Here is a 17,528-nt window from a genome sequence, read left to right as displayed (position 1 = left end):
TCAAGGCTTTAACTCATCCCAGTTCCACTCTTTGTTCATATGAGTGATTGCATAATGGGCAGTTAGATCATATTGACATGGAACTATCGAGACATAGTTGTTTGCAATGGCCCATTCGTCATTATCTTCACCCTTATCGAAGTTGACGAAATTACCTGCTAGCCAGAAATATTTTCTGCCAGTCGGGTCAAATCTCTCATCAAACTCTTCTTGCCATTTAGCATCAGCCTGACGGCAAACTTTGACACCTTTAAGGTCTTCATTTTGCTTAGGGGGGAAATTTACATTGAGAGCTACCCCTTTGCTCAACCCATTTGAAAGAACCTGCTTGGCTATTTTTTCAATCCAATCTTCTGTATGGGAGAAGTCAGCTTTGGACGAATAGTCACAAAGACTAAAACCAATAGATGGATAACCCTCAAGGGCTCCTTCTATAGCAGCGGACATGGTTCCAGAGTAGAGCACAGAAATGGATGTATTTGCTCCGTGATTCACTCCGCTCACTACAAGGTCAGGGGTTTTTCCTTTCAGAACATAATGCTTCGCAAGCTTCACACAATCCGCTGGAGTCCCACTGCATTTATATGCTTCCACTCCTTCAAAAATATCGACTTCGGTGAGCCGAAGAGTTTCGCCTATAGTAATGGCATGCCCCATTCCTGACTGGGGACTATCGGGTGCCACCACCACAACTTCACCAAGTTTCTTCATTACCGAAACTAAAATTCGGATTCCTTTGGAGGTGATTCCATCGTCATTGGAGACGAGGATAAGAGGTTTTGGCATTAGTTGCTGTCTAATTCGTTGTAATAAGCAGTAATTCTAAGCAAATCTCCTCTTTTATCATGCTCGAGACGATTTTTTCTCATGAAAAGGCTAATCTCATCCTTGTAGCCAGGCAGCATTTCGAAAAGATCTCTTTTTTTCTGACTGTAACGCTCAATCCGGCCGTTTTTGAAAAAATAGTAATTAAAGGCAAGCCTGTATCCCATCATGGTTTGAGGGCCAAAAAAAGGATTCATCCCCATTCCACCCATGGTATTCAGATTTCTGGCATCAGTGGCAATGTATTCACGGCAGAGAAGAGCAATTTCATTACCCTCTGTTAGGACCTCAAAGAAAACAGGGGTTTCATAATCCCCATTAATCGCATAAGGAAGGCTGTAGAATTTTCTAATTCCCCCGTACACTTCATCATATATTTCAAAAAAAGAAACATTTGCAGCAGTAAGAGTCTGGATAACATCTCCTTTTACTTGGATGAGATTGTTATCCAAATCGTACTTTAATAATCCTGAAAATCCTTGACCATCGGTATCATAGACATTCCCTTTATGCCAAATCTGGGATGGAAATTCGTTTTGAGCTTTGGCAGAAAATGCCAAAAACAAGACAAAAAACGCTAACAAACCGATTCCTGAAATTACTTTCTTCATATCTATAATTTACGAAGTTTATTCCAAAGGGTTGATCCAAATAATGTTCAATTGAACCAAGTGAACCCAACTCTGTCTATTTCAAAATATTATGCCCCATTTTATCCCGTTTGGTGGCGAGATACTTTTCATTGTGCTTATTTGGCTTGATCTCAATGGCAACCTGCTCAACGATTTCAAGACCATAGCCCAAAAGACCCACACGCTTTTTAGGATTATTAGAGATCAATCTAATCTTACTCACTCCCAAATCACGTAATATTTGGGCTCCAACACCATAATCTCGAGCATCCATTGGTAAGCCCAGAGCCAAGTTTGCTTGCACAGTATCCATACCTTCCTCCTGGAGTTTGTAGGCCTTCAGCTTATTGATCAAACCAATTCCTCTACCTTCCTGATTCATGTATAGCACTACTCCTTTTCCTTCCTTCTCGACCATTTCCAAGGCAGCATGGAGTTGTGGTCCGCAATCACAACGACAAGACCCAAATATATCCCCCGTCATACAGGAGGAATGCACTCTTACCAGAACTGGTTCATTCTCTTCCCACTCTCCTTTGATCATGGCAAGGTGAATTTCATCTGTATTTGTCTGCCTGTAAGCGATTAACTCAAAATCACCAGAAACAGTGGGCATATCCACCCCTATTTCTCGTTTGATAAGTGTTTCCTTCTTTAATCTATAAGCTATCAGGTCCTTTATCGAAATCAGCTTAAGATTGAATTTTTTAGCAACCAACGCCAAGTCAGGCAGCCTTGCCATACTTCCATCCTCATTCATGATTTCCACCAAAACACCAGCTGGTTTTAACCCTGCAAGCCTAGCCAGGTCAATCGCAGCTTCAGTATGACCAGCTCGTCTGAGCACACCTCCACGTTTTGCTTTCAAAGGGAAGATATGCCCGGGCTTTCCTAATTCACTTGGGTCTATGGTGTCATCCACCAAGGCTTGAATAGTCTTTGCCCTGTCTGATGCAGAAATACCTGTGGTACATCCATGACCAATCAAATCCACTGATACGGTGAAAGGAGTTTCAAAAGCGGCTGTATTTTGGCCCACCATCATTTCAAGTCCTAGTTCCTCACAACGATCTTCGATCAAAGGAGTACAAATAAGCCCTCTTCCATGGGTGGCCATGAAATTCACAATTTCTGGAGTTACTTTTTCGGCGGCACAAACAAAATCGCCTTCATTTTCACGATCCTCGTCGTCCACCACGATGATTACTTCACCTTTAGCGATGGCTTCAATTGCCTCTTCGATGGGATCTAACTTGATATTTTCCAAAATGAATTGGGTTTATTTGTTTCAGATGCAAAGGTACATCTTTGAGTAGTAAAACACCGCCGAGCCAAAGAAAGTTTGGTTCTAGCCAATCACTATACCTAGTTCTTTATCAATTTTTAACTGATATTTCTTCAACGTAAAGTATATCTGCTGGAGCTCCTGGATTTTATCTTCATTCAAATTATCCATCTCTCCCGCTTTAAGCTTTTCCTTGGCCTCACCCATCATTTTTTGGACGATTCTTCTCTTTAAGCGTAAGATCGATTTGTATCCGGTCTGGGAAAGATCATCCGTCTCGGAATTGATGAAAATTTGAAATCTTTCAGTCCAATGGTTAGAAACTTCATGTCGATTAGTGATCAGGTCTATGACCTCCTTCTGGATTTCACGGTCTCCCATTTGAACAAAATAATCGACACCTGGACTTTCACCCTGCTCCGAAAATTCACGGTATACATTTAAAATGCGTTGATAGACTGGAGATTGAAACTCTACGTCGACCACCTCATCTAAAAGATAAGTAGAAAGATTTGGGCCTTCTTCGTCGATTTGATTTGATCCATAATTTAAGAGAAGTCGAATCAACTCCCTTTCTTGAATTCTGAGAATTTCAATGTCGGAAGTGGCTCTCTCTGGTCCCAACAAATCCTGAACCGCCTCTTCTGCTTTTTTCTCTTGAGTAATTTTTTTGGCTTCCTGTTTCTGATTTTGAAGAAGAGATTTATTCAACTCAGTAAAGAGGATATCCTCACCAATTTCCAAGAGCCCTGCAGCCTCTTTGGAAAAAACCGATCTCAAAATTGGATCTGGAATCTTGCTGATACTTTGCACCACCTCCTTGATCAAATTGGCCTTTTTTAGGGGATCAGACTCCATCTCATCCCTATATAAATCAATCTTGAAGCCAATGAAATTCCTGCTCTTTTCCTCCAGATAAGCCGCAAAAGCTTCTGACCCTACCTTTTGCGAATAACTGTCAGGGTCCTCTCCTTCAGGGAAAACTACAGCTTTTACATTTAGCCCACCTTCTAGGAGCAAATCAATTCCTCGTAAGGAAGCTTTAATACCAGCCGGATCTCCGTCGTAAAGAACTGTAACCTGATCAGCAAAGCGTTTAATGAGTTTTATTTGACCTTCGGTCAATGACGTTCCCGATGATGCCACAACATTCTCTATTCCAGAGAGATGCAAAGAAACAACATCCGTATACCCCTCTACGAGGTAGCAGTTTCCAGTATTCCTGATAGCCTGCTTTGCCTGAAACATTCCATAAAGAACATCAGACTTGTGGTAGACTGGAGTTTCTGGAGAGTTTATGTATTTGGGCTGATTTTTATCCTTTTTCAGAATTCGAGCCCCGAAACCAATGGGCTTCCCTCCTACATTATGAATGGTGAAAGTCACTCGACCTCGAAAGCGGTCGTACTTTCTATTGGCATCAGATTCACTTTGTAAAATAAGCCCTGCTTTCAGCATGACATCCTCGGAAAAGCCAGCTTCCTTGCCTGCAGTTAAAAGATGATCCCATCCCTCCAGAGCATACCCCAAATCAAACTTCTCAATAATTTGCTGGGTAAATCCTCTCTCTTTGAAATAACTCAGACCGATTGACCGCCCCTCTTCAGTTCTCAAATTTTTTACAAAAAAGTCCCTGGCAAAGGACAAGGCGATGTAAAGGCTCTCTTTTTCCTTATACAGTTCTTCCTGTTCAGGAGTCCTATTCTCCTCCTCTTCTACTTCTATTCCGTATTTCCCGGCGAGTTGGCGAATGGCTTCCTGGAACCCCACGCCCTCGATATCCATGATAAATTGAATGGGGTCACCTGCTTTACCACAGCCGAAACATTTATAAATCTGCTTAGCCGGTGAAACTGAGAAGGAAGGCGTTTTTTCACCATGAAATGGACAGTTTGCCCAGAGATTTTGACCTTTTTTCTTTAAAGTTAAGTAGTCACCCAATACCTCTTCGATATCCATTCGGCTTTTGACCGCATCTGTCGTGACTTTACTTATACTCATAATTGATTAGGAAATTCCCTTGCCTTAGCCCGGCATTCAGAACTATTTATACGATCCGAAAGTTAGTCCTTTTAAAAGCAAACGCCCTCCTTTTTTTAGAGAAGGATTGGGGCTAAATTTGTAGAAATTTCTTCAAAATCGCATGAAATTAAATAAAGAGTCACTTTTAAAAACACTTTCCAGAGTCGAAGATCCAGATTTAAAAAAAGATTTGGTTACACTTGGAATGATTCAAAAGGTGAATATTGATGGGCAAAAGGTGAGTTTCAATGTAGTTTTAACTACCCCAGCCTGTCCACTGAAAGAGGTAATTAAAAACAACTGCATAGAAGTCCTTGAAGAGGATTATGGCAAAGAATATGAGTGGGAGATTTTTATGACTTCCCAGGTGACTACCGTACGAGAGGCAGCACCAGTTTTACCTGAGGTAAAAAACATTATAGCCATTGCTTCCGGAAAAGGCGGAGTGGGAAAATCTACCACAGCAGTAAATCTCGCTGTTGCTCTGGCCGATTTAGGTGCCAAAGTCGGACTAATCGATGCGGATATTTCAGGGCCATCAATCCCTACCATGTTTAATGTGGAAGGAGAGCAACCCACTGTTAAAAAAGTTGGTGAAAAAAATGTAATCATTCCAATTACCCAATACAGTGTAAAACTTATGTCGATAGGGTTCTTAACTCCTGCAGAGAGTGCTGTGGTGTGGAGAGGACCAATGGCTAGTTCGGCTTTGAGGCAGTTCATTTCTGATGTGGAATGGGGAGAACTGGACTATTTGCTTATTGACCTACCACCAGGAACATCAGATATCCATTTAACTATGGTGCAAACTGTCCCCGTTACTGGAGCTATTATCGTGACTACCCCTCAGAAGGTGGCTTTAGCGGATGCTACTAAAGGTCTAACCATGTTTAAGCAGCCTCAAATTAATGTACCTGTTTTAGGTGTTGTTGAAAATATGGCTTATTTTTCACCCGAGGAATTACCTGATAATAAATACTACTTATTTGGAAAAGAAGGCGGGCAAAAATTAGCCGAGAAATATAAAGTACCGTTTTTAGGTGAAATACCCATAGTTCAGAGCATTCGTGAAAGTGGAGACACAGGATTTCCGGCGGTTTATAAAAACGGTATCACTCAAAAAGCGTACACAGAATTAGCAGAAACTGTAGCAAGACAAGTGGCAATCAGAAATGCGAATTCCGAAAAAACCCAAAAAGTAGAGATTACGACATAAAAAATGGACGAGATTTTAAAAAATAAGATAGAAACCGCGTTAGATTCCATAAGACCTTATCTGGAAGCAGATGGGGGCAATGTTCGAATTGTAGAACTCACCTCAGATATGGTGCTTAAATTGGAACTACTCGGAAACTGTGGATCATGTCCAATGTCTACCATGACTCTCAAGGCGGGAGTGGAAGAAGCTATCAAGCGGGCTATTCCTGAAATCACAAAGGTAGAGGCGATTAACCTTACTGCGGCTTAAAATACTATTGGTGTATAAGTCATTCCTAAAGTCTAGATTTCTTTTGCTCCTTCTGGGAGCATTTTTTGCAATCACCTCACTTTATTCTCAAAACTTTGAGGTGAAGCCTTTTGGGATGGTAAATCATACCCATGCAGGCCCCCATACAGAGCGCTGCGGGCATACCATTCTAGAACAAAAGATTGAAAAAGAATTAGGACCTCTTGGTTCCAAAGACGCTTTTGAAAACTGGATTGATCAGAAAATCCAAACCAGGCGGAATTCGCCAAAAACTTTGGCAAGGACCCAGAATGACCCGATCAAGATCCCTGTGGTGGTTCACATTATCCATTCGGGTACCAGCATAGGGCAAGGAGCAAATATTCCCGATTCTCAGGTTTTCGAACAGATTCGCGTTCTAAATGAAGATTTTAATCGCACAAATGCAGACGCTGTAAATACTCCTGCGGAGTTTCTACCAGTGGCTGGCACAGCAGGAATTGAATTTGTTTTGGCTAAACAGGATGAAGATGGACTTCCCACCAATGGTATCGTGAGGGTTCAAGGTCCACAGCCAACTTACAGCCCCAATGACGCCACCCTCATTGGGCAAATATCACAATGGAATCCTGAGGAATACATGAATATTTGGGTTGTACCCTTGGTACAGCCATTTATTGGCTACGCTTCATTTCCAATTTCGGATTTACCTGGACTTAATTTTCCGGCTGTTTCAGCCATTACAGATGGGGTTACGGTAGATTATCGGTTCTTCGGAGTTGGTGGTAATTCTGTGTCTTCTACTAGCGGACGAACGGCAACCCATGAGGTCGGCCATTACCTTGGCTTGAGGCACATCTGGGGTGATGGAGGATGTGGTGTTGATGACTTTGTGGAAGACACACCAGAGCAGGATAATTCAAACAACAATTGCTCTCCGAATGTGTCCAGATTCAGCTGTGGAAGTAATGATATGATCCAGAATTACATGGATTACACCCCGGATGCATGCATGAATTTATTCACCATGGGCCAAGTAGAGAGATTCCATGTTGTATTGGAAAACAGCCCCAGAAGAATAACCCTTGTCAATAATCGGGCGACTGAAGACCCTGAATTGCCTAATCGGGATCTTGGAATATCCAGAGTTTTAGAACCAAGTGACTTCGCCTGTGATGCATTGATCCAGCCGAGCATTGAAGTTCTCAATGCTGGCGAGGACAGAGTTACAAATGCCACCATTACCCTAACAGTTAATGGCAATTTGGTAGAAACCAGAAATAGTGAACTGGATTTGATCACTGGAGAGCATGCTATCATCGATTTCAATGATTTCAACTTACCTCAAAATTCCAATACGGTAGAATTTGAGATCATTTCAGTAAATGATAATACTGATGAAAATCCTGATAATAATCTGGCAGTAACAAATCCAGTGATCCAAAGAGATTTGGATTTACCTTACTCCTTTGATATCAGCGATTTTCCTGAAAGATGGACTGTTGATAATCCCGATGGGCTATTAACATGGGATCAAACCACCATTAACATAACAGGACAATTAGAGGATGCGATTTTTATCAATAATTATGACTATGAGGCTCCTGGTCAACTTGATTACTTGATATCACCAAAAATAGATTTAGAAAGATACCCCAATGCGCAGGTCGTATTTGAGCTGTCCTATGGTCCATATGCTCAGCCAGGGTTTGATGATAGATTGGTTGTTGCAATTTCCGAAGATTGCGGAGGCACTTTTGATGTAAACTCTGCTGTTTTTGATAAGACACGGACAAGGTTAGAAACCTCCCAACCTACTCTTGATGCATTTATCCCTAGTGATCCTAGTCAGTTTAGAACAGAACTTCTCAATTTGAACAGGTATTCGGATCTAGGGCAAATCCGCTTAGCTATAGTGAACGAAAATGGCTTTGGTAACAACCTTTACATTAAGAATATCAGGATACTTCCTAATGAGGAATTCAATTACAACTTAGAATTAGTAGACCTCCTCGCTCCAAGCCCTGTGGTAGATGGAACCCAAGAAGATGAGCAGGTGATCTTGAAAAACACAGGAAATCTTCCAATCACAGGATTTCTGTTTACTAGGAGTACTAATGGCTCTACTCCTGAAACATTCGTAGCCCAAGGTTCAACTGTTTTACCTGGCGAAACAACCATCCTAAATGGAAGCCGAACGACTCGAGCCGGAAAGAATAGATTGGATTTTACTGTTTTCGATCCAAACTTCGACGTGAATGGAAACAATAGAAATTCCTTCACAAGGTTTATCATCGAGGATGATCAAACAATAGTGAGTCCCTGGAGACAAAATTTCAATGATGTAAATGTTCTTAATTCCTGGACGGTTCTCAACCCTCAGCAGGACGGCAACACATGGAGGCTAGAACCAGTTTCTTCAGGTTCAGGTCCCGGAAATGTGGTTGTAATGGAAAACAACATCGCTGGACAATCTCATTGGTTGGCCTCTCCGATTTTTGACCTAACCAAAAGAAGGGAAGCGAGCTTCTTCTTTGATGTTTCGGCTGGGGAAGTAAACCCTGAAGCTATTTTAACCCTTCTGGCATCGGATAATGGTGGTGAAACGTATTCGGAGGTTTGGTCGGCTGCTGGTTCAAGTCTATCCAATGTAGGAGTAGGAGAATCAAACCCTAACGCTGCAGGAGATTTTGTTCGAAACTATGTAAATCTTACAGACTTTGCGGGAGCAGGAAAAACTGAAATCAGGCTTGCCTTTGTGCTAACAGGAGCCACAGCAAATGATTCCCCGATCTATCTGGACAATTTCGAAGTTTTCCTCAGTGCGAATCCCAACCCGGTAATTCCAACAGAAGGAATGACCATCTTGTACCCTAACCCAGCAAGAGATTTCTTTAATCTGGCATTTAACCTAGCTAGGTTGGAAACTGTCAACATTAAGGTTATTTCCGCTTCTGGCACAGTGGTTCAGGATATTGATTATCCACAGACCTTGAACCAGACTTATACATTCTCCACTGAATTATTCAGGCCTGGGGTTTATATTATTCAGATTAGCAGTGAGAGTATTCAAGAAATCAAGAGATTGATTGTTAATTAACAATTAAAAGGCTTGAACTTCCCCTTTCGGCTTATTTTTTGCCATTAGAATATCCCAATTGTAGTTACCTCTCGTTGTAGGGTAGTTAAATCCAACTTATCTTTAGCATTACTATAAGGACCTTCCATGAAGAAAGTACTGATCCATTTAGTTATCATATTCGGTTTGACCGCGTTATTGGGTTACCTATTTTTAAAAGTCTATCTGCCGGCATATACCAATCACGGAGAGACTGTATCCGTACCTGATTTGAATGGTTACACCTTCGATGAGGTGAAAACTCAGCTGGAAGCTGCTGGACTACAATATGAAGTTTCTCCTGATTCAGGTTATAGTACTGATTTAAAGCCTCTTGCAGTTTTAAAGCATATCCCAGGACCGAATGCATTGGTGAAAAACGATCGAAAGATTTACCTCACCCTAAATGCTCAAAATGCACCACTTCTCCGAATGCCGAATTTGGTGAACACTCCATTAAAAAACGTTCAGGAAATACTCGCGAATATGGGGCTTGAAAGAGGTGATATTGTCTATGTTCCGGATATAGGAATCAACGTGGTCTTGGAACAGAAGTATCGAGGTCAAAACATAGTGGAGGGAGCGGAAATCCCAAAAGGTGCCCGGATAGATTTAGTCGTTGGGGACGGATTAGGTAATCAGATTCTTTCGGTGCCAAATATGGTGGGTATGGAAATCTCCGAAGCTGAATTTGTTATTTTAGGTTCCGGTCTACGAGTGGGAGAGAAAAGATTTTTGCCGAACGACACGATCCCCGCTGGATATGTATTCAACCAAATTCCGGAGGCAGGATCACAAGTTAAAACTGGAGAAATAATTGAGCTCTGGGTTTCAGAATTAGGAATTGATGGATAAAAGTCTCCGAATATTCATACTGTGCATTTTCGTTTCGGGTGTTTTTCTTTCTCTCCCTGCCAAAGCACAGTTTGTCGAATTCGGTCCTATCCATAAAATCAAAAATCCTAGGTCTCAAATATCTCGGACTAATGCGAGGACATCTGAAACTTTAAAATTACCCTTCTGGGATGATTTTTCTCTCGGAATTGATACCCTTATTTGGGAAGTAAAAGGTACTTCATATACCGAAACCATCGGTGTCAATCCTCCATCTATTGGTATGCTACTTTTGGACGGTGTGGATGAAAACGGTCGTCCCTACTCTTTTGTGAACATTGATCAGGGGGTCACTGATATGATTTCGTCGAAGCCATTTGACCTATCAAATCTCTCCGCCTCTGAGAGCACATCTTTATACCTGAGTTTCTTTTGGCAAGCTGGTGGAAGAGCTGAATCCCCCGATGAGGGAGATCAAATTTCACTTCAGTTTCTTGGACCTGAAGGCAATTGGATCCCTGTTTGGACAGAGCGAGGCTCAGCTGATCATCCTTTAGAAAGCTTTACTCAGGAATTTATCCAAGTCTTACCGGTATTCCAGCATCCGAATTTTCAATTTCGATTTGAAACCAGAGGAAGACAATCAGGACCATTTGATTCCTGGATAGTGGACTATGTTTTTTTGAATACCAATCGGGACTCTGAAGAAATTGACTATCCCGACAGAAGCTTAACCCAAAGAAATAATCTTCGGTTTGGTGATTATGGTGCCTATCCAAAGGACCTGTTGGAGTCAAACCAAGAAGAAAACTGGAGTACAGTAAAAAATGAGTTTCTCAACTTAGAGGATCGATTTCGAGCCATGGAATATAGTATCCAGATTACAGATTTGGAGTCAGGACAAGTATTACCGATAAACTCAAACACTCCGTTTAATCCTGTTCCCAATGCTGGCGAAAGAAGGATATTTGAAAGCCTGGAATTCGATGAAATTCCTCCTCCCCAACTAGAGACGGACCTTGAAATAAAAACCACTCTCCTTTCAGGTGATGACATATGGTTTGAGATAGATAACGGGGATACCACATTTTTTGAAAATGTGGATTTAAGGTCAAATGACACGGTAAGAACGGTTTTTCCAATCCGGGATTATTTTGCCTATGATAATGGCTCACCAGATTATTCTGCTGGAATTAACCAAAGAGCAGGTCAACTGGCCGTAGAATACAATACCCCTGAAGAGGTTTATCTCAAAGGGATTTCTATAAATTTCACCAATCCTAATCAGGCCGAGCAGGCCATTGATATTCTGGTCTGGGATGATCTGGAACAAGAGCCTATTTTTAGGCGGGAAGAACTCATTCCAAGATTTCCTTCAGCAGATAGTCTGGTCTATTTCTCCCTTGACACAAATCTTCAGGTCAGAGGTAATTTTTATGTAGGCTATGCCCAGTTCACAGATGATTTCATCTATGTGGGTCTTGATAAACTGAATGATAATGGAGATAGAATTTTCTACAATGTGGGTAGAGGTTGGACACCAAATGAAGAAGTAGAGGGGTCTCTTTTGGTCAGAGCTCATGTGAGTTTAGCCACACCGTTCACCGAAAACATCCTGCCTGAGGAGAACTTAAGGATTTACCCTAACCCAGTTCAAAATCAGCTGAAGATCGAAGGTTCATTTTCAGAGCTTAGGATCTTTGACCCCTTCGGTCGCGAGATATTTTTAGAGAGACAGCAAGGTGCAAAAGGAGAAATCATTAATTTTAGAGGACAAAGGCCTGGAATTTACATAGTCCAGGTACTTACAGAAGCAGGTTTACAAAGCAGTAGAATTTTAGTTCAATAATCATGGAAGACATCAATGTTCAGGATTTGAAATCGCGATTAGATGCCGGTGACAAATTCGTTTTTTTAGACGTGAGGGAGGAATGGGAATATGAAGAAGATAACCTTGGGGCAAAAAATATTCCTTTAGGAGATTTGCCTAACCGTCTTGAGGAGCTGGAGGATTATCAGGATAGTGAAATCATCGTACACTGTAGATCAGGTGCCAGAAGTGGCAATGCCAAAAGATTCCTAGAAACCAAGGGCTTTTCTAAAGTAAGAAATGTCCTAGGTGGAATCATGGCCTATCGAAACTTATAAAGCTTTTATCAGGAGAAAATAAAGGGTTTTGGGGAGAAGCAAAGGATGAAAATGGCCAATGCTATCCATCCCAAGACCTTTCTTTTTTGGTCCAGTTCCTTGAAACCGGTTACTTCAGGGTGCTTTGTACCCATGATTCTTCCTATCAAAAAAGCGAAAAATAACCAGCCTTGATAGCCTTCCCAGTCAGGTTTTATAAACACTATTGCGTATTGCAATGCTGCAATGGATAAAGCCAGTGTCAATTTATTTTGTGGGCTGAGGCCCGACTTGTGAAGGCATATATATAAGAACCCTAAATAAAGAGGAATTCTAAACAGAAGATCATCACCTGGCATAAAGGGGGAGATTACCCCCAATCCTGCATACCCAATAAAAACACAAAAAGCAGCTAAGGATATTTCCTTGTGTCGCTTTGGAAACAAGCCAAAAACCACATGACCTCCATCAAGCTGCCCAATGGGAAGTAAGTTTAGGGCTGTAAAAAACAATGCTAAATAACCTGCAAACAAATACGGATAGTGGATGACTTCAGACATTTCCGGCATTCGATTAGGGTCCGCCAGCGTCTCACTCATCACGTAAAAAAGGAGGTTGTTTCCGAGTTCAAAATTCAGAACATCCTCACCATATCCTTCGAAGTTTGGGTCCGCATATTCTGGGTGAACTTCATACAAGTATGACAACTCGGGTAGTGACACAAAACCATAAGCCAAAACTCCAAGTGCAACTACGAATCCGGCTAATGGACCGGCTATTCCAATATCGAAAAATTTCCTTCTGCTATTTACCAGGGATTTCATCCGAATCACCGCTCCGAGAGTACCTATAGATGGGGCCCCAATAAATCCAAACCACGCAGGTATAAAGTAAGGCAGGGAGCTTTTCACCCTATTTCTAATGGAAACAAGTAAGTGTCCCATTTCATGGACAAAAAGAATCCCGATAAATGAAAAGGAAAAAGCCGTAGATCTCCAGAAATATTCCCAAGTAAGCATAGTATCTTCTTCGCCCAAAACAGATTTTCCGAAGAGCCACTCTGAACCCGCAAGAGTGGTGGTAATGATCGTCAAAACAAGTAAAACCCCATGCCGGAGGTATTCTTTGGGACTATACATGCTTAAAAAAATCAAAAATTACATTAGGTCCGGTGACCTGATGGGCCTGTATGCCTATTTCCCTGGCACTTTCCACATTAGCTTTAAGGTCATCAAAGAATATTACTTTTTCGGGTGTGGTATTTAGGTCTTCGACCAAAGCTTTATAGATCAAAGGATCTGGTTTGGATAGGTTCATTTCGTGGCTGAAATAGACATGCTCAAATAAATCATGTAATGATTCCAGGCCATGATCCTCCTTTAGAATCTTATTCAAAGCCTGGATATGAATTTCATTTGTATTGCTTAAAACTCCGGTTCTGTAATGTTCTTTAAGGTTTTTTGCCAATTCTAATCTTTCCACAGGAATCTTTCCTAGAAGGTAATTCCATAAATGATCTACAAATTCATCAGACCAATCCTCCTCAAAATAGTTTTTGATTTCCTGTCTGAACTCATCAGAACTGATCAGACCTTTTTCATAATCCTTGTGAAAATCAGTGAGGTAGAAACTCGCAACTCTTTCATGATGTATTGGAGCTACTTTTTGCTTGATGTAATCGAGCGTCTCAGTATAGAAAATATCGACGATGACATTCCCAAGATCAAAAATAACAAAGTCAGCCTCCGGCTTCTTTTTCATCGCAAAAGTTGGTTGTGAATATGAATTCAAATATGTAACATTGCACTCCCAAAACCAAGGTTTGCGAAGTTTAGAATCTAAACTTCAATGTGAACTAAATTGGGCCTATAACTCAGTTGGTTAGAGTATCTGACTCATAATCAGAAAGTCCCTGGTTCGAGCCCAGGTGGGCCCACAGAAGTTAAGAGCTCTGTCTTTGGACAGGGCTTTTTGCGTTTCAAATGATCTGGACGAGAAGTTTATTTAGATTAACGAAGTTAGTCAGGAGGCCGGGTAACATCAAAAGAAAATCTGAGAGGAAAGTCTGTGGCTTTTTTATTTTATTGTAATAATAAACCAACTATAATTTACCTGCCATGAAGTCAATTTTTATCGCCTTCCTGCTATTTTTCTGTGTCTCAGCTTTTGGACAGGATCTTACAAAAGAACAAGTGATGGAAGATTTGATTCAACTCAAAGAAGCCATTGAAGAATTCAACCCTGCTTTGGAGGCATATAATCCTGACTTTCAAAGTAGCACCGATAGCCTTTTCTCCACCATCTCTACACCCACTTATTCAGCCTTTGAAGCATTTGATTTGGTGAGTCAGCTCTGTGCTTTTAGCAACGAGGGCCACTTTTCATTGGGTAATTGGGAGGATCCAGTGCATTCTGGATTCATTGAAAATAAGTTTGAATATATCCCACTTTCGGTAAAAATCGCCGATGAAAAACTTTGGGTCTGGCTTGATCTGTCTAAAGAACAGAAGTTAATCAGAGGTCATGAAATTCTATCGATCAATGGTATGAGGAGTTCAGATATTTTGAGAAAAATCTACTTAAATACACCTACGGATGGGGACATTAGAACCTATGCTCAGCGAACCATTGAAAATAATTTTTCATGGATGTATTACCTCTACGTGGATCGGGAAAATAGATTTGAAATCGAAACCAAGTCAGGATCAGGGGAAATCCAGAAAACCCGTATTCAGGCTTTAACAAGAGAAAAACATTTTGAAAACTATGCTGAATACTATCCAAACCGGGCGCGAGCCCAGGAAATGGAAGAAACAGATGCCTTTTATTCCTTAGAATTTGAAGGACTAACATCTTTTCTCACTATCCCCTCCTTTGATAGAGCTCGGGTCGAAGAAAATGACATTAATTCAAAAAGACTTTATAAAACCATATTTGAGGAATTGAAGCAAAATGAGATTCAAAACCTAATCATCGACTTAAGAGGAAATACAGGTGGTCTAAATGAATTTGCTGATGACATCGTTCCTTTTATTCAAAAAAAACCATCTGATTCCCCCTTACTTAAAAGAACGATTTCTTGGGAAGGTAAAATCAGGAATTATCGCTTTCCCAAGGCTTCTAATTTGGCTTTTACAGGTAGTATCATCGTCCTGGTTGACGGGAGAACCTATTCAGCCGGAAATACCATAGCCAGGTATCTAAAGGAATATGGAGATGCTATCTTTATTGGTGAAGAGACTGGTACACGTTATGAAGGCTTTGCCGCAGGATCCAAGCAATATGTGACGTTGAAAAATACTCAGTTCAGGATAGGTATTCCCAGATATCATATCACATTTGATCCATCCAAAAAGCAACTTACTTCCAACAGAGGACTCCTGCCTGATTACGAAATTGAGCCTAATATTCAGGATTTACTCGAAGAAAAAGATCTTCATATGGAAAAAGCCAAGATTTTAATTTCACAAAATTGACATTGGATCTTAATCAAATATCCTTTCCTTTAATCCTCGACGGTGGCCTTTCCAATGTGCTTGAATCTCAAGGTAATGACCTGAACCACAAACTTTGGACGGCAAAACTTCTAGTGGAAAAACCCGAAGCCCTAATTCAAACTCATTACGAATACATCAAGGCTGGAGCCCAAATTATTACCACTTCAAGCTACCAGGTATCAGGGCAAGGTCTATTGGACCTAGGCTTTCCGGCGAAGGCCTTGGAAGCTTTATTGCTTAAATCCATCGAACTTGTTCAAAGTGCCATCCTCAGAGCCGAAGAGCAAGGCTTGATTAAACAAAGACCATTAATTGCTGCCAGCCTTGGACCGTATGGTGCATACCTGGCAGATGGATCAGAATACCGAGGGAACTATCAGGTTTCAGAAAAAGTCATTCGAAAATTCCATCAAGAAAGAATTGAAATCCTGGATAATTCCGAATCTGACTTCTTGGCTTTTGAAACTATTCCAAGCTTTGGCGAAGCCAAAGTACTTTCAGAAATACTCCGGGAAGCAGCAAAACCTTCCTGGGTCTCTTTCTCCTGTAAAAGTGGAAGCGAGATCAATGATGGAACCCAGATAGAGCTCGCCATTGAACTATTTAGAGATCATCCTGCTGTTTTTGCTATCGGTGTGAACTGTACCAAGCCAAAATACATTTCAGAGTTAATCAAAAGAATCAAAAAGGGAAACACCGGAAAAAGGATAATTGTATACCCTAATTCCGGTGAGGCTTTTAATGCAACAAATAAAACCTGGATGGGAACAGCCGACCCCAATCTTTTCGTTGAGATGGCCAAAGAATGGATTGACCTGGGTGCAGACATCATCGGAGGATGCTGCAGAATTGGTCCAGGCCACATTTCTCAATTGAGAGATAAGTATCTAAAAGGATAAACCCAGTTTTTCGGGTTTTTTCTCTGATTCTTCTTCGCCTGTTATTGGCTTCATTGGAGGGGTATACTTAAGGGTAAGGTAAATGGACACCGCAATCACGGAAGCCCTGGCGACATAGGAAATCACGCCTCCACCTGCGGTTCCATCTGCTACTGAAAAGAGATGCCAGCTTAAATTCATTAAAGTGTGCAAGACCATCGGCACCCATATGGAATAATTCCATCTGATATAAAGCCAAGCAAACCAAATCGCCCCAATACTAGTCACGAAAATGGTCAGGAAGCTGGAAAGAAAATCATGGGCTTGGTATAGGTGACCATAGCTGAAAATCGCAGCATTGAGCAGAACTGCCGGCCAAAATCTCCATCGAAGTAGTCCATAAAGTGCTCCAAAAAAGAAGGTTCTGAATATCAGTTCTTCAAAGAACCCTGATAATAAAGAATTTTGAAAAACATAAAATGGATTGAAATTTTCATTCATGGGAAAAGCAAATGCAAAAATTATAAAAAGAGGAACGCAACAAGTTAAGCCTATAAATAATCCCTTTAACGGAGATCTCATTATACCAGAAATTTCCAGAGCTTCTTTTCCAAATAAAAGGAATGAAGTGATCACAACTGGGGCTGCCCAAAGGCAATTGAAAAGAAAGGAATCCAAGTATGGATTCGTTACTATTTGAACTGAATCAAGCGAAAAGTAACTCACAATGTTCCAGAAGTTATAGGATAATAACACCGATGCAAATACTGCTAAACTCTTTAAAATTTGATTTGTGCTCATGACTTATTGATTTGATGATGACACAAACAAAATCCTCTTATCGATCTCTTGCAACTTTAAGT

The 17,528-nt window shown here is 41.0% G+C and carries 15 protein-coding genes and 1 tRNA gene; 9 read left to right on the top strand and 7 right to left on the bottom strand.

Annotation, left to right across the window (positions count from 1 at the left end):
- The 4 genes from surE to dnaG all read right to left on the bottom strand — a co-directional run bounded on the left by surE (position 1) and on the right by dnaG (position 4,743).
- A complete protein-coding gene (gene surE, locus QVH07_RS04355) occupies positions 1–786 on the bottom strand; it encodes a 5'/3'-nucleotidase SurE (protein WP_289998925.1) in 786 nt (261 codons plus the stop codon).
- Positions 786–1,436 (bottom strand): hypothetical protein, encoded by a 651-nt coding sequence (locus QVH07_RS04350; RefSeq protein ID WP_289998924.1) that lies wholly within the window; start codon positions 1,434–1,436, stop codon positions 786–788. The genes surE and QVH07_RS04350 overlap by 1 nt, the downstream gene beginning before the upstream one ends.
- A 76-nt stretch (positions 1,437–1,512) precedes the next feature.
- Positions 1,513–2,727, bottom strand: coding sequence for a bifunctional 3,4-dihydroxy-2-butanone-4-phosphate synthase/GTP cyclohydrolase II (locus QVH07_RS04345; protein WP_289999342.1), 1,215 nt, complete (start codon positions 2,725–2,727; stop codon positions 1,513–1,515).
- Between the two features lie 78 nt (positions 2,728–2,805).
- Positions 2,806–4,743: a DNA primase gene (dnaG, locus tag QVH07_RS04340; RefSeq protein WP_289998923.1), complete on the bottom strand. Its 1,938-nt coding sequence runs from the start codon at positions 4,741–4,743 to the stop codon at positions 2,806–2,808.
- A 142-nt stretch (positions 4,744–4,885) separates the two neighbouring features.
- On the opposite strand from dnaG, the gene QVH07_RS04335 reads away from it, so the two are divergent.
- The 6 genes from QVH07_RS04335 to QVH07_RS04310 all read left to right on the top strand — a co-directional run bounded on the left by QVH07_RS04335 (position 4,886) and on the right by QVH07_RS04310 (position 12,311).
- Positions 4,886–5,980 carry an Mrp/NBP35 family ATP-binding protein gene (locus QVH07_RS04335; RefSeq protein ID WP_289998922.1) on the top strand — a complete coding sequence of 365 codons (1,095 nt, stop codon included), beginning with the start codon at positions 4,886–4,888 and terminating at the stop codon, positions 5,978–5,980.
- A gap of 3 nt (positions 5,981–5,983) precedes the next feature.
- Complete coding sequence (locus QVH07_RS04330; protein WP_289998921.1) at positions 5,984–6,232, top strand: NifU family protein; 249 nt, start codon at positions 5,984–5,986, stop codon at positions 6,230–6,232.
- A 10-nt stretch (positions 6,233–6,242) separates the two neighbouring features.
- Entirely contained in the window at positions 6,243–9,311 is a 3,069-nt protein-coding gene (locus QVH07_RS04325; protein ID WP_289998920.1) for a T9SS-dependent choice-of-anchor J family protein, read from the top strand.
- A gap of 126 nt (positions 9,312–9,437) precedes the next feature.
- A complete protein-coding gene (locus QVH07_RS04320; RefSeq protein WP_289998919.1) occupies positions 9,438–10,184 on the top strand; it encodes a PASTA domain-containing protein in 747 nt (248 codons plus the stop codon).
- A complete protein-coding gene (locus QVH07_RS04315) occupies positions 10,177–12,012 on the top strand; it encodes a T9SS type A sorting domain-containing protein (protein WP_289998918.1) in 1,836 nt (611 codons plus the stop codon). The genes QVH07_RS04320 and QVH07_RS04315 overlap by 8 nt, the downstream gene beginning before the upstream one ends.
- 2 nt (positions 12,013–12,014) lie before the next feature.
- A complete protein-coding gene (locus QVH07_RS04310; RefSeq protein WP_289998917.1) occupies positions 12,015–12,311 on the top strand; it encodes a rhodanese-like domain-containing protein in 297 nt (98 codons plus the stop codon).
- 8 nt (positions 12,312–12,319) lie between these two features.
- Here the strand turns inward: QVH07_RS04310 and QVH07_RS04305 are convergent, their stop codons facing one another.
- Together QVH07_RS04305 and QVH07_RS04300 are read right to left on the bottom strand one after the other, a co-directional pair.
- Entirely contained in the window at positions 12,320–13,429 is a 1,110-nt protein-coding gene (locus tag QVH07_RS04305; protein WP_289998916.1) for a site-2 protease family protein, read from the bottom strand.
- Entirely contained in the window at positions 13,422–14,051 is a 630-nt protein-coding gene (locus QVH07_RS04300; protein ID WP_289998915.1) for an HAD family hydrolase, read from the bottom strand. Before QVH07_RS04300 ends, QVH07_RS04305 begins: the two co-directional genes overlap by 8 nt.
- A 101-nt stretch (positions 14,052–14,152) precedes the next feature.
- Between QVH07_RS04300 and QVH07_RS04295 the strand changes: the two genes are divergently transcribed.
- The 3 genes from QVH07_RS04295 to mmuM all read left to right on the top strand — a co-directional run bounded on the left by QVH07_RS04295 (position 14,153) and on the right by mmuM (position 16,686).
- Positions 14,153–14,226: transfer RNA gene (locus tag QVH07_RS04295), tRNA-Ile, on the top strand.
- 181 nt (positions 14,227–14,407) lie between these two features.
- Entirely contained in the window at positions 14,408–15,766 is a 1,359-nt protein-coding gene (locus tag QVH07_RS04290; RefSeq protein ID WP_289998914.1) for a S41 family peptidase, read from the top strand.
- The gene (gene mmuM / locus QVH07_RS04285) at positions 15,763–16,686 is read left to right on the top strand and encodes a homocysteine S-methyltransferase (RefSeq protein ID WP_289998913.1); all 924 of its coding nucleotides are present in this window, start codon (positions 15,763–15,765) and stop codon (positions 16,684–16,686) included. The genes QVH07_RS04290 and mmuM overlap by 4 nt, the downstream gene beginning before the upstream one ends.
- Here the strand turns inward: mmuM and QVH07_RS04280 are convergent.
- Positions 16,675–17,466: a CPBP family intramembrane glutamic endopeptidase gene (locus QVH07_RS04280; protein ID WP_289998912.1), complete on the bottom strand. Its 792-nt coding sequence runs from the start codon at positions 17,464–17,466 to the stop codon at positions 16,675–16,677. The two genes, mmuM and QVH07_RS04280, sit on opposite strands and share 12 nt — an antisense overlap.
- Positions 17,467–17,528 lie beyond the last annotated feature (62 nt).

The sequence above is a fragment of the Algoriphagus sediminis genome, from assembly GCF_030403435.1.
Taxonomy (GTDB): Bacteria; Bacteroidota; Bacteroidia; order Cytophagales; family Cyclobacteriaceae; genus Algoriphagus; species Algoriphagus sediminis.
The sequence above is the reverse complement of the archived record's forward strand: the minus strand, read 5'-3'. Positions and strand labels throughout refer to the sequence as shown.

Coding starts and splice junctions, on each gene's coding strand:
- QVH07_RS04350 (WP_289998924.1), bottom strand. CDS start 1,436: ATGAAGAAAGTAATTTCAGGAATCGGTTTGTTAGCGTTTTTTGTCTTG.
- QVH07_RS04305 (WP_289998916.1), bottom strand. CDS start 13,429: ATGTATAGTCCCAAAGAATACCTCCGGCATGGGGTTTTACTTGTTTTG.
- QVH07_RS04315 (WP_289998918.1), top strand. CDS start 10,177: ATGGATAAAAGTCTCCGAATATTCATACTGTGCATTTTCGTTTCGGGT.
- QVH07_RS04280 (WP_289998912.1), bottom strand. CDS start 17,466: ATGAGCACAAATCAAATTTTAAAGAGTTTAGCAGTATTTGCATCGGTG.
- dnaG (WP_289998923.1), bottom strand. CDS start 4,743: ATGAGTATAAGTAAAGTCACGACAGATGCGGTCAAAAGCCGAATGGAT.
- QVH07_RS04335 (WP_289998922.1), top strand. CDS start 4,886: ATGAAATTAAATAAAGAGTCACTTTTAAAAACACTTTCCAGAGTCGAA.
- QVH07_RS04290 (WP_289998914.1), top strand. CDS start 14,408: ATGAAGTCAATTTTTATCGCCTTCCTGCTATTTTTCTGTGTCTCAGCT.
- QVH07_RS04330 (WP_289998921.1), top strand. CDS start 5,984: ATGGACGAGATTTTAAAAAATAAGATAGAAACCGCGTTAGATTCCATA.
- QVH07_RS04310 (WP_289998917.1), top strand. CDS start 12,015: ATGGAAGACATCAATGTTCAGGATTTGAAATCGCGATTAGATGCCGGT.
- QVH07_RS04320 (WP_289998919.1), top strand. CDS start 9,438: ATGAAGAAAGTACTGATCCATTTAGTTATCATATTCGGTTTGACCGCG.
- surE (WP_289998925.1), bottom strand. CDS start 786: ATGCCAAAACCTCTTATCCTCGTCTCCAATGACGATGGAATCACCTCC.
- QVH07_RS04300 (WP_289998915.1), bottom strand. CDS start 14,051: ATGAAAAAGAAGCCGGAGGCTGACTTTGTTATTTTTGATCTTGGGAAT.